6 protein-coding genes are annotated in these 13,547 nt (G+C 53.1%); 4 read left to right on the plus strand and 2 right to left on the minus strand.

Going from position 1 to position 13,547, the window contains the following annotated elements; genetic code table 11:
* The first annotated feature begins 456 nt into the window (after positions 1-456).
* Positions 457-8,037 carry an ADP-ribosyltransferase-containing protein gene (locus PJU73_RS02940; RefSeq protein ID WP_237091064.1) on the plus strand — a complete coding sequence of 2,527 codons (7,581 nt, stop codon included), beginning with the start codon at positions 457-459 and terminating at the stop codon, positions 8,035-8,037.
* Positions 8,038-8,583: 546 nt separating this feature from the next.
* Here the strand turns inward: PJU73_RS02940 and PJU73_RS02945 are convergent.
* Positions 8,584-9,927: an aldehyde dehydrogenase family protein gene (locus tag PJU73_RS02945; protein WP_237091065.1), complete on the minus strand. Its 1,344-nt coding sequence runs from the start codon at positions 9,925-9,927 to the stop codon at positions 8,584-8,586.
* 120 nt (positions 9,928-10,047) lie between these two features.
* On the minus strand, positions 10,048-10,710 hold the full coding sequence (locus PJU73_RS02950; RefSeq protein WP_237091066.1) for a MarC family protein: 663 nt from the start codon (positions 10,708-10,710) through the stop codon (positions 10,048-10,050).
* 126 nt (positions 10,711-10,836) lie between these two features.
* Between PJU73_RS02950 and gatC the strand changes: the two genes are divergently transcribed.
* From gatC to PJU73_RS02965, 3 genes are read left to right on the plus strand one after another with little or no spacing between them, the layout of a single operon-like run.
* Positions 10,837-11,127, plus strand: a complete 291-nt coding sequence (gene gatC, locus PJU73_RS02955) for an Asp-tRNA(Asn)/Glu-tRNA(Gln) amidotransferase subunit GatC (protein WP_237091067.1) — start codon at positions 10,837-10,839, stop codon at positions 11,125-11,127.
* A gap of 46 nt (positions 11,128-11,173) precedes the next feature.
* Positions 11,174-12,622, plus strand: a complete 1,449-nt coding sequence (gene gatA / locus PJU73_RS02960) for an Asp-tRNA(Asn)/Glu-tRNA(Gln) amidotransferase subunit GatA (RefSeq protein WP_237091133.1) — start codon at positions 11,174-11,176, stop codon at positions 12,620-12,622.
* Between the two features lie 3 nt (positions 12,623-12,625).
* Positions 12,626-13,537 (plus strand): VirK/YbjX family protein, encoded by a 912-nt coding sequence (locus PJU73_RS02965; protein ID WP_237091068.1) that lies wholly within the window; start codon positions 12,626-12,628, stop codon positions 13,535-13,537.
* Positions 13,538-13,547 lie beyond the last annotated feature (10 nt).

The following is a 13,547-nucleotide window of genomic DNA, read 5'->3' on the forward strand; positions in this document are numbered from 1 at the left end:
ACTATATCTTAAGCACTGTCTTCGGCTCACCGCCTTATCCTACTTTTATATGTCGTCTAAATCGGTTTTCAAGACGGAATTTTTTTCCATTGTTACTTTTTGACAATAAAACCGTTTTTATTGTCTTAAATATAAAACGTTCCGCAAAATCATGTTATTGGTCTCAATACTTTATCCTTTTTGATGTATCGTTTTGTCATGGTCTAGCTGGTGCGGCCAAGCTGTTTTAGGGCTTCTTTCTGGTCGGATTTCAGGTAAAAATCTGCGCCGGATATTGCCAGTAGGTCCTTAAATTGGAAGTTCTCCAATTCTTCTGTCCGTTCTAGAGTCGTTTGATGATTTTTCTTCGCAGGGTTTGGAAATTGTCGCCGAGTATGCGTCGGGACAGTTTTGTTCCTTCGTGTTTCAGAACAAAAATTCTGTCCGGCCTTTGCGTCAATCTAGGATTTCCGCTAAGTGGCTGTAAATGCTGCTGCGGCCGCAGGCGGTGTGCGCGGGCAAATCTATGATGAGGTGAAGGCGGCGGATGATAAGGAGCTGATGGCAATCAATCCTGAATACCGCCAACTGCGCCAAAGTATGGACGAGGCGGCGAAAGAGGAAATCGGCACCCGTTTGGTGCAGCATTTGCCGGAAATGGCGGCGGCTTCGTTGGGTTATCTGACGGGGGCGAGCGGTTTTGAGGCGGCACTGGCGAAAAGCGGTGCGGCCAAGCCTTTGATGACGGCATTCAAAGAAACGGCGGGTGAGGCGTTTGAGGAGGGGGGCGAGCAGCTTGCCGCCAACTATGGTTACAGCCGGATTGACCCCCGCAAGGATTTGGCGGAAGGGGTGGACGGCGCCGCTTTGATGAGTGCGGCTTACGGTGCGCCTTTGGGCGGCGCGGCGGGCGGTATGGATTATGCACGGCTGCGGCAGCAGCAGAAAGCGGGCAGTATTGCCGAACAGGTGGTTGAGGCGGCACGGGAGCGGGTGCTGGCGGATTATCGGCCGCAGCCTGAAACGGCAACGGGATTTTCAGACGGCCTTGAAGAGAATGCGGCACAACGTCCGAATATTGCGCCGGTGAACCAACGGGCGGCACGTCCGGAAACGGTATCGCTGCGGGAACAGCGGGCGGCGGCAACGACCGATACGGGTTTGGTTGCCCGAGGCAGTGAGCATGATGTGGTGATTGGTGAGCGAACCGAGCCGCTGCAATGGGAAATCCGCGAGGCTTCGGATATGGGGGCGACGGTTGCCAAGGCAGATAACCAATACCGAGACCGTAACCGTGCGGCAAGCGAAGCGCAGATTAACAGCATTGCCGCCAATCTGAATTACCGCCGTTTGAACGATTCGCCGGAAATGGACAGCGGTGCGCCGACTTTGGCGAGCGACGGTAAAACGGTTATCGGCGGTAACGGGCGGATTGCGGCCATCAAACAGGCTTACGACAACGGCACGGCGGGGCAGTATCGGGCGGATTTGACGGCTGATGCGGTACGCTTCGGTTTTACGCCCGAGGATTTGGCGCAATTCAAACAGCCGGTGTTGGTACGCCGTCTGAAAAATGATGTCGATATCAAAGAGGCGGCGATTGCGTCCAACGAAGGCGGCAGCATGGTAATGAGTGCGTTGGAGCAGGCCAAGGTAGACGCAGGCCGTTTACCTGATTTGAGCAGTTTTACGTTTAACGATGAGGGCAATCTCAATACGCCTGAAAACCGCCATGCGATTGCGCATTTTGTCGGTAATTTCCCACCTAACCAGCGGGCGGCTCTGATGACGAAAGACGGTCTGTTGAGCCGCCAAGGTGTGCAGCGTTTGGAAAACGCCATGAATTATCAGGCATTGGGCGACAGCGAAGCATTGGGGCGGGTGATTGAATCCACTGCACCGCAAAGCCGCAATGTTACCAAGGCATTGGCACAGGCCAGCGGCACGATTGCGGAAGCTCGCAACGATATTGCACGGGGTGATTTGCACGGGTTGGATATTGCCGATGACTTAATGACGGCGGCGGATTTAATCGAGCAGATTAAGGCACATGGCGGCGATGTTGGAACTTATCTGGCGCAGATGGGCTTGGTGGCGGATGATGTAACGCCTGTGGCACGGGAATTGTTGCGCTTTATCGACCGCAATATCCGCAGCCCGAAGAAAATCCGCGAGTTAATCCGCAACTATTACGCAGAGCTTCGGGCTTTGGGTAATCCGAAACAGGCGGATATTTTGGGCGGCAATGAGGATATCGGCCGCGAACAGCTTTTAGAAAGGGCAAGACGGAATGTCGAAGATGACGCAGCAGCAGAAACAGAATTTGGAAATCAGGGCGGGAATGCAGCCGCAGACGGAAACGCAGAAGCAGACGGCGCTGCTGCGGCTGATTTTGGGCTTGAAGCACAATCCGGAAATGGCAAAGGCGATGGAGGCGGCGTTGAAGAAAACGCAGGGCTGAATGAAGATGCTGAAGATTCAGACGGCCTGACGGAAGATGAGCGGGCGGCAAACGGGGATTTGTTCAGCCGGGCCGATGACGGCGGTACATTTAAACAGAACAATGACGATATCCGTTTCAGCTTAAACGAGGCGGAAGATTCGGCATTTGCTCGGGCGGTGGATCGTGTGGCAAACGGTTATAAAGGTAGTGAGAAACGTTTTGTGCAGATGGGTACGACGCCTGATGTGTTGAAAATGTTGGGATTGCCTGATACAAAAGTGTCCTTGCGTGAATCTGTGCTGAACAAGGTTATGGGTGGTAAACATCATCTGACGGCTGCTGATATGAAACAGTTGCCGCATCAGTTGAATAATCCGGTGGCTGTGATGAAGTCAGCAGCGCAAGCCAGCCGAGACGGTTATGTGGTCTTAACCGAGATTCAGGAACATGGCGAGCCTGTTATTGCAGCTTTGCATGTGAATAGAACGGCGAATGGCTTAGAGGTTGTCAATATTGCTAGTGTTTACGGCAAAAATTTAAGCGGACTGCAAAACATGTTAAATCATGATTTGTTGTATTGGAACAAAGCAAAAGGTTTGCAAACCGTTCGGGCTTTCGGGCTCTCTTTGCCTTCAACATTCGCCACAGACGGTGCAAACCTTTCAATCAATATTAAAACAGAATCCGATTTGACGCAATACCGGAAAGCCAAAGTGGGTAAAGCTCACCTTGGTAAGCATGATGTTCGGGCGGCTACTGAAAAGGCGGATAAGGTCAAGCGGCATGGTGAAATCGAAGCTGCTATACGCCAAGCCTTGCCGCAACATGCCGACAAGGTGCGGGTATTGTCGGCAGGCGAAGCCATGCCCGATTATGCGGCGGATTTGATTTCAGACGGCATTGAGGGCTGGTATCACCCGAAAGACGGCAGCATTAACCTTGTTGCCGAAAACCTGACACCGGAGCGGGCGGTATGGGTGGCTTGGCATGAGTTGGGGCATCGGGGCTTTGCGAATGCGGGCTTTACCGATTACCGCAATCAGTTGCGCCGTATCGGGCAGAACAGCCATGTGAGCAAGATTGCGGACAAAATCATGCAGGGTCGGGACGGGGCGAAGATTGCCGACCGTGCGGCCGCCGAACGGGATGTGGCGGTTGAGGAAGCATTGGCGGAACTGTATGCAGCACAGCAGACGGGCGATTGGGCAGCGTTGGAGCGCAGCTACGGGGTAGCGGCGACACCGGCCTTAAAACGCAGCGGCAGGCGTTTGCTGGCACAGATTGCCGAGACGCTGAAAACGGCATTCAATAAGCTGTTTGGCCGCCGGGCGGGTGATAGCGAAGTGTTGTCGGCACTGGCGAAGCTGCATCGCCATATTGATGTGGGCAGGGACGGGCAGGACGGGGGCGAACCCCGCTTCAGCCGCCGCCCGAAAGAGGAGAGCTTGGAGAAGCTGCGCCAAGCGGAGAGTATCCGTATTTCGGGTAGGGATATTGAGCCGAGCGATGATTTGCGCCAATACAAACGCAATGCTTTGGAATACGGTAAGGCGTTGCGGGGAACTTATGTGAATAGGGATACGGGGCAGGCGATTGAGTTGGGTGCAAAAGGGGTAAAAGAGGTATTGCAGCACGATTACAAAGACCCTGATCATCTGCAAAGTATTGCCGCTATTCCGCAGATTATTGAGAATGCGGTTTATATTGATACGTTGCCAAATGACGATAAAGCCAAACGTCCTGATATTAACAGTTATGACTATTATCTTGCTGGTTTAAAAATTGGGAATGATGATTACACGGTTAGAGCAGCAATCGCAAATTCAAATATGGGCGAGAGGTATTATGATCATAAATTGACAGATATTGAAAAAGGCGATTTATTATCAATTACCCAGAGGATAACAAATCCAAGGATTGATAACTCATCGCCTTTATCAGATAAGGGCGACTTGTTATCTACCGCAGGGATAACAAATCCAAGTTTCGATAATTCATCGCCTTTATCAGATAAGGGCGACTTGCTTTCAATGACCTCGCGCGTATCAACTACGGAGATTGAAAACTCATCGCCTTTATCAGATTTTGATGATAAGCGTTTGTTGCAGATTTTGCAAGATAAAAATCAGGCACAATCTTCACAAACCGATTCCGAAAACTTTAAACGCTGGTTTGGCAGCAGTAAAGTAGTCGATGAAAACGGTCATCCTTTGGTGGTGTATCACGGTTCGAATGCGGATTTTACTGTTTTCGATAAAGCCAAAATTGCGGTGGATAATTTGGGAGCGGGCTTTTATTTTTCAAATGAAGAAATTGCCGGCAGTTATGCAACCCGCCGCAAGATGGAACGGGGCGGAGAGGAAAAAACTTATGCAGTTTATTTGAAAATGGAAAACCCGTTGGATTTTCGCAATGTTACACGGGAGCAGGCGGTTAAAGCCAATAAGCTGGATCTGATGGCTTCCGGCTTTTCCGAGGCGCAGGCGCAGGAGGAAGCTGTAGAATTGGTTGATGACTTTGTGTCTGATACGGACAGATTCGGGGAAGAAACAGATTTTGCTGCGGCGTTGCCGGACAGTCATTCCGAAGGTATGCGGCGCTTTATTGAAAACGAAGGTATCGATGGGCTGATTGTGCCGGGAAGGGATAAAGCCAGCGGCAAGGACGGCGTGGCGTATGTAGTGTTTGAACCGAGCCAAATCAAATCGGCAACCGATAATAACGGTGGCTTTAGTTTGGATAATCCGGATATCCGTTTCAGCCGCAAATCCGCCGAAGAGGTGAAGGCTTTTTCGGAAACGGGGAAACTCACGTCTGAAAGCTCGCTGGTCGGGGATATTTGGGAAACGCTTAAGGCGGATAATGAGGCGGCAGGCCGTCTGAAAGATAAAGCAGAAGGGACTTGGGATAAGGTAACGGAAGCGGTGGAGGATATGCTGATTCAGTTTACCCGCTGGACGGAGTCTCTTCCTGACGAGGTTGCCGATGCGCCGCAGCGGCAGCGTATCGAGCAGTCGTTGCGCCGTGCGCCGAATATCCGCCGCAGCCGCAATGAATATTTGATGACGCAGTTTTTTGAGCCGTTCGGACGGGAATTGTCGAAGATGGCGGCGAAATCGGGCGGCGAATATTCGGAAGCGGAATTGCAGGAGATGGTGGGCTATTGGATGAGCGCCAAGTATGCGCCGACGGCCAACAGGCGTTTGGTTGAGCGGGCGGAGGCGGCGGTTGATGAAGCCCGTGCGGCTTTGGAGAAAGACGATACGCCTGCGAATAAGGCGGCGCTGACCCGTGCTGAAAATGATTTAGGCCGTCTGAAACAGGCGGTGGCGGGTAAGGTTGAAGGTAAGGTGGCCGGCGGTTATTCCGATCCGATGGCCTCGGAAGTGAAAGCCAATATCGAGAAACTGTTGGGGCGTGCGGATTTGGAGGCGGCGGCGAAGCATATTTACGGGGCGTTGGATTACGGTTTGGATTTGCGGTATCAGTCGGGCTTGATTGATGAGGCGATGTATCGCGAGTTTAAGGCGAACCGAGATTATGTACCGTTTACGGGCGAGCCGGATAATCCTTTGGGCGATTCCGACAATGATGTGGTTACGGCGGGCAACGGGATTAATCAGGCAAAAGACAAACGTATGAAAGGGCGGGTGTCGCTGGCTGAAAACGCTGTTGCGGCGGCGATGAGGTCGGTAAGTAAGGCAACGGCTTATTATGCCTACAATGATTTCCGCAATCATCTGAATGCGGTGTATGAGGATTCGGTGAACCATTATCAGGCGATGGGGCATGATTTGAATGAGGCACGCCATCTGACGGCGGAAGAAATCGGGATTGCCCGCAGCGGCCGTTCGCCGTTCAGCCGTACGTCTGACCCGGTGGTGTTTCACCGCCACAACGGGCAGGATGTTGAGTTTCGTTTGCGGCCGCAGGTGATGAAGGGTTTGGCGGGGATGAACCGTGAGGATACGCCGGCTTTTTTGAAACCGATTGCGCAATTGACCCGCCTGTATGCACGGGGCGTAACCCAGTTTACTTTGCAGTTTGCGCCGATTAATGCGGTGCGGGATATTTGGGAGAAGAGCGAGAATATCCGCACCCGCGAGGTGTTTGACCGCAACGGCAAAAGGGTGGACGCTGATAAGGTGGGACGTGGTGCTGTGGCAAATTTCTTTACGGTAATGCGGACGACCAAGGCTGCGGCCAAGGGCAATTTCGATTCGGCAGACGGTAAGCTGTTGAAGGACTTGCTGGACTTGGGCGGGGTATCGACTTACGGTACGTTTTTTGCCAAGACTGAAGAAGATATGCTGAAAAAAATCAGCTCGTCTCACGGTTTGCCGCTGACGGCTTTGAAAAAGGCGGTGGGCTGGGTGGAACGCTACAATATGATGTTTGACCTGATGCCTTCGTTTGCGCTCTATAAATCGTTGATTGAAAACGGCGTGGAAGCGAAAGCGGCGGCGGGCTTGGTGTTGGCGACGACCGACTTTAACAAGCGGGGGGCGAAGATGGGAATTGTGCGTTCGCTGTATATGTTTGCCCAGCCGACGGCGATTGGCGGCTTTAACTTCATCCGCCAGTTGGGAACACGTACGGGCAAAATCCGTTTTGCGGGCTATATGGCGGCGGGTTTGGTGCTGTATGCGGCGCTGCGGGCGATGGATGATGACGATGAGGGCGGCAATAAGCTCGACCAGTTGGGCGATGTGTCCCGCTTTATTCCGATTAAGGTTGGCGACAGTTATCTGAAAGTGCCGGTGGGCTTCGGTATGCCGCAGGCGGCGTGGAATATGGCAAGCAATACGGCACGTTGGATTGCGGGGGATATTACGGCTTCGGAGGCGTTTGCGAATATGGCTTCGCATTGGGCGGGGGCGGTGGTGCCGGTGTCGCCGTCTGAAATTTCGGCGGCGAAATATCCGGGGGCAAAAGCCTTGCTGACGGCTGCGCCGACGATGTTGCAGCCGGTGGTGCAGAATGTGTTGAACCGCAATGCGTTCGGCTCGCAGATTACCAAGGGTTATGTGCGTGAGGATATGCTGAAGGCGGAGCAGTCTAAAACGACAACGGCGCAGGAATGGCGGGATTTGGCGTTGTGGCTGCAACGTAAGACGGGAATCGATATGCACCCCGAACAGATTCAGAATCTGGTCAACGGCTACAGCGTAAGTCTGGTGCGGGAGGCGGTAACGATGCTGATTGAAAATCCGAACCGGGAGCTGCTCGGCCGCCATACTAAAACGCCGCTGCTCAATTCGATTTACAGCCCCGGCAATGAGTTTGCCATTCAGGGGCGGTATTATGAGGCTTTTGACGAGGCGGCGGCGGTGTATCGGGAGTATGAGAGCCGCAAGCGCAGCGGGGAGCTTGGGGGCTGGATGGACGATGAGAAGCGGCAGGTGCTGGCTTGGTATAAGCGGGCAAAAGCGGACGAATCTCGGGTATCCCGCCAGCAGGCACGGGCAAGCAGGCTCTTTAAGAAAGGCGGTTTGAGCGATGAGAAAATGCAGCAGGTTACGCTCAATACCATAGGCCGACGGGGCGAAATTCAGGCAAAACTGTTGCATGAATGGCGCAAACGGGAGGGCTTGCATACGGCTGAAGGCAATTAGTTACCTAATCATTTTTTTTGAAATGCGCGGCGGTATATAATCGGCGGCAAATGATGGGTTAAAAGCCGTCTGAAATTTTAGGGTTGGCGGGTGCGCCGGCCGGTTTCAGACGGCTTTTTATATGGCGAAACGCCGTGAAGTGGGCAAACTTCACGGCGTTCTTTGCATTCACTTATTATAGGTAAGTCAATGAATGGAAATGATTATAGTAAATCAATCGAAAAAGTATGACACCGCAGCGAGTCACTCTTCCCCTAACCTTTTTCCACCAGCAGGACGGGGAACAGTGTGTAGAGTGGTTCAACTTGTTGCCCACCAATCCTATTCCGATTGTCATTAGCTTGCCGACGTATACAGAAAATTCGGTGTTTTAACTATAACAAAAATGTTTTGGTTTGATGTTAAGTGAGTATATTTTAACCGGCTGCTCTATTTCCTTCACATACCAAACAAGGCCGTCTGAAAATCGGGGGGGCTGCTATAGTGAATTCACGATAAAAAAACCCGATTTTCAGACGGCCTTGCCGACAAGTTCAGATGAAGATTTTATTTCTGCCAATAGGTCTTGACATTAACAAATTCGTATAAGCCGAATTCCGACAATTCTCTGCCGTAGCCGGAGGCTTTGACTCCGCCGAAGGGTAGGCGCAGGTCGCTGCTGGTGTGGCGGTTGATAAAGACAGAACCGGCTTGGATTTTTTCGGCGGCACGCCATGCGTGTTCGGTGTCGGCGGTGTAGATGCACGCTCCTAAGCCGAACGGGCTGTCGTTGGTGAGTTCTACGGCGTGCTGACCGTCTTTGGCACGCAGTAAGATGGCGACTGGGCCGAAGACTTCTTCGTGATAAACCCGACATTGCGGATTGACATTATCTAAGACGGTGGCGGGATAAAACCAGCCGCTGCCTTGGGGGATTTCTCCGCCGATCAAGCAGCTTGCGCCGTTGGCGACGGCGTTTTCGACTTGGCTGTGTACCCGTCGGCGCAGGTCTTCACGGTGCAGCGATGCCAGCGTGGTTTGCGGATTTTTCGGGTCGCCGGTTTTGAGTTTGGCGCATTCTTGGAGAAAGAGAGGGATAAATTGTTCGGCCACGGCTTCGGTTACGATAATCCGTTTGGCGGCATTGCAGGATTGTCCGGCATCTCGGAAGCGGGAATAGCAGGCATCTTTTGCGGCTTGCGCCAAGTCGGCATCGGGCATGACGATAAAGGCATTGCTGCCGCCCAGCTCTAATACGGTTTTTTTTAGATGCAATCCGGCGTGGGCCGCTAAGATTCTGCCGGTTTCGGTCGAACCGGTAAACGCCAGCGCATCGGCGGCTTCGATGGCTTTGAGGGTGTCTGGATTGTCGAGCCATGCGGCGGCAAACGGTAGTTCGTTGCCGATCAGGTCGAACAGTTCGGTACTGACACGGGCGACGCTGGGGGCGGGTTTGACGGCACAGGCATTGCCGGCGCACCAAGCGGGAACGGCGAAACGCAAAACCTGCCACACGGGATAGTTCCACGGCATTACTGCCAAGACAATGCCCAGCGGTTCGAAGCGTACTTGGCTCAGGCTGGCTTGGGTGGCAATGGTTTTAGGTGCCAAAAATTCGGGGGCGAGTTTGGCGTAGTAGCGGATTAATTCGATGGATTTATTGACTTCTGCCTGACATTCCCGCAAGCAGCGGCCGACTTCTTCGCAAATCATTTCGGCGAGTATGTCTTTGCGGTTTTCCAAGCGGTCGGCGAGGCGGTGCAGGTATTCGCTGCGCTGCAATATGCCGACTCCGGCAAAGATGCGCTGTTTGTCTTTCAGCGCTGCCAGTTCGGCTTGAAAAGCCTGCCACGGTTGCGCCGGTCGGCGGTAGATTTCCCGCCCCTGCGCCACATCGATACTGTGAAACATGGGTTTGCCTTTGTGAGGCCGTCTGAAAACGGCATTTTATAGTGAAATAATGAGATATTTTGATATGGCTATGCCGTCTGAAAAATGCGGTTTTCAGACGGCATGATTAAATTGCGCCGATCAGCCCAACAGTTGCGGGAAAATGCTTTTCAGACCGGCAACGATAATTTCAATCGACACTGCGGCCAACATCATGCCCATAATCCGGTTGAGAATCGTCAGGCCGGTATCGCCCAGCCATTTGCTGACTTTGGCCGAGGCAATCAGGGTCAGGTAACACATTAAGCTGATCAGGAAACCGGCGGCGATAATGCTGATAATGTCCCAATAATGCTGCGCTGCCGAGGCGTAAATAATCACGGTGGAAATGCCGCCCGGACCGATCATCATCGGAAGCGCAATCGGCACGACCGCCATCGCCATGCCGTTGTCTTTCGGTTTGGCGGTAATCGTGATTTCGTGTTCGTCGGTCATGCCGACATCGGGTTTAGCGGGATTGTCTTTGCCGCTGACCATCGAAATCGCAATCATCAACACCAAAATCCCGCCGCCCACTTGGAACGAGCCGACGCTGATGCCCAGCAGTTTCAGCAGCGTGCCGCCGCAGATGGCAAACACGGAAACCACGATAAACACGGTCAGCGCAGCGATTCGGGCGATTTTGCGCCGCTCTTTGGTACTGTGTTCCCGAGTTAAATCCAGATACAGCGACAAGGCGCTGAACGGGTTAATCAGCACCATAAACGCCAGAATCAATTTGGTAATTTCAACACCCAAACCCATCTCTCTCCTCCATTGAAAATCATCATGTCTTCACTGCGATTTTCAGTTATAATCGACCATTTAATAAATAATGAACGCAATGATACCCGAATGAAGGTATCTTTGCCATTCAGACAAGGATTTTTTATGGCACTGAGCTTACAAGATGTAGAAAAAATCGCCCGTCTCTCCCGCCTGCACCTGACCGAAGAAGAAAAAACACAGACCCTGCAGGAATTAAACGATATTTTCAGCATGGTGGAAAAAATGCAGAGCGTCGATACCGACGGTATCGAGCCGATGGCGCACCCGCACGAAGCCGCCCTGCGCCTGCGTGCCGACGAAGTAACCGAAACCGACTGCGCCGCCGCATACCAAGCCGTAGCGCCGGAAGTGCGCAACCGTCTGTATATCGTTCCGCAAGTTATCGAAGAATAAACCCCGCCGGCAAACGATGCCGTCTGAAAACCGTTTGGAAAGCGTTATGACCCCATACACTTTGAAACAGGCCGCCGAGCTTTTACAAAGCAAAAAAATCTCCGCCGTAGAATTGGCAACCGAATACCTGAATGCGATTGATGTGCGCAATCCCGCCATCAACGGCTACATCACTCTGGATAAAGAACTGACCTTGGCCGAAGCCCAAGCCGCCGACGAGCGCATCGCCCAAGGCAATGCCTCCGCCCTAACCGGCGTACCCATCGCCTACAAAGACATTTTCTGTCAACAAAACTGGCGCAGCGCGTGCAGTTCCAAAATGCTGGATAACTTCGTTTCGCCTTACACCGCCACTGTGGTGCAAAACCTGCTAAACGAAGGTATGGTAACACTCGGCCGCACCAATATGGACGAATTTGCCATGGGTTCGACCAACGAAACCTCGTTCTACGGCGCAACCAAAAATCCGTGGAATCTTGACAATGTTCCCGGCGGCTCGTCAGGCGGCTCGGCCGCCGTTGTCGCAGCCCGCCTCGCTCCCGCCGCATTGGGTTCGGACACCGGCGGCTCCATCCGCCAACCGGCTTCCCACTGCGGCATTACCGGCATCAAACCGACTTACGGCACGGTTTCCCGCTTCGGCATGGTCGCCTACGCTTCCAGCTTCGACCAAGCCGGTCCGATGGCGCAAACCGCCGAAGACTGCGCCCTTCTGCTCAACGCCATGGCAAGTTTCGATCCCAAAGATTCCACCAGCCTCGAGCGTGAACAGGAAGACTATACCCGTGATTTAAACCGACCACTCACAGGCCTGAAAATCGGTTTGCCGAAAGAATATTTCGGCAGCGGCAACAGTGCAGACGTACAAACCGCCCTGCAAAACACCATCAACCTACTCAAAGCCCAAGGCGCAGAATTGGTTGATGTTTCCCTACCGCAAACCGAACTTTCCATTCCCGCCTATTACGTTCTCGCCTCCGCCGAAGCCAGCACCAACCTTTCCCGTTACGACGGCGTGCGCTACGGCCACCGTGCCGCCCAATTCGGCGACTTGGAAGAAATGTACAGCAACACCCGTGCCGAAGGTTTCGGCAGCGAAGTGAAACGCCGCATTATGATCGGCACTTATGTATTGAGCCACGGCTACTACGATGCCTATTATCTGAAAGCGCAAAAACTGCGCCGCATGGTTGCCAACGATTTTCAGACGGCCTTCGCCCAATGCGACCTGATTTTAGCACCGACCGCACCGACCGCCGCACCGAAACTGGGCGAGTTGAACAACGACCCTGTGCAGGCCTATCTGTCGGACATCTACACCATCGCCGTCAATCTCGCCGGCCTTCCGGCGCTGACCCTACCGGCCGGATTCTCCGCCGAAAAAATGCCGATCGGCGTACAGTTAATCGGCAACTACTTCAGTGAAGCGAAGATTTTGGGCGCAGCACACCAAATCCAGCAGCACAGCGATTGGCATACTCACGCACCGGAATAAGCCATGGCGGATTTCAGTTTTCCGGATTTTCGGGCGGTGTACAACTATGCACCCAAATATCAGATTCAACACCTGAAATTTGCCCTGCGCACCCTGTTTCACCGCCGCCAGATCCGTGCATTTGAACGTTTCGTCAATTCATCGGCAGCCTATCAGCATTTCTTCACCGCCTTGCCGCAAGATGCCTATCCGCTGCTGCATACCTATATCGACAAACGTTTTCGTGCGGCAGACAGGCTCAAACACATGAGCGCCGATCTCGCCACCGCCAAAGCCGCATTCGGCGAAGATATTTTTTCCCGCCTGAACCTGCGTGAAAACAGCATTGCCCTGTCGCCGCTTTCAGACGGCCTTATTCTCTGTCTGAACCGCAACACCAACTGCATGGACGAAGGCTGGTGGGCAGTGTCGCTGCGCAACGACGACAACCGGATACTGTACAGCGCCACGTTTGCCTTTATCGACGGCCGCATCATCATCGCCTCCGTACAAGGTCCGGCAGGCGCAGAAGCCAAAGACCAAGTCCGCCGCCTGACCAAACAACTGCACGGCCTGCGCCCGCAAAACCTGATGACCGTTGCCCTGCAATATTTGGCGGCCGCCCTGACCGGCACCCACGCAGCCGGAATTGCCCACGATCATCAAGTCAAACTGCGTTGGCGGCTGAAAAAACGGGTACAGATGAACTACGACAGCTTCTGGCAGGAAGCCGGCGGCACGCTGCAAAGCGACGGCTACTGGCATCTTCCCGAACAACCAGCCCGCAAACCCTTAACCGAAATCGAAAGCAAAAAACGCTCGATGTACCGCAAACGCTACGAAATGCTGGATATATTGGCGGAAAATATCCGGCAACGGTTTGCAGCAAATATAAGGCCGTCTGAAAACCGGCCACTTGCAAATAGTGCGGATTGAATTAAAAACA

Origin of the sequence: Neisseria lisongii, from assembly GCF_028463985.1 — a bacterium.
Classification (GTDB): Bacteria; Pseudomonadota; Gammaproteobacteria; order Burkholderiales; family Neisseriaceae; genus Neisseria; species Neisseria lisongii.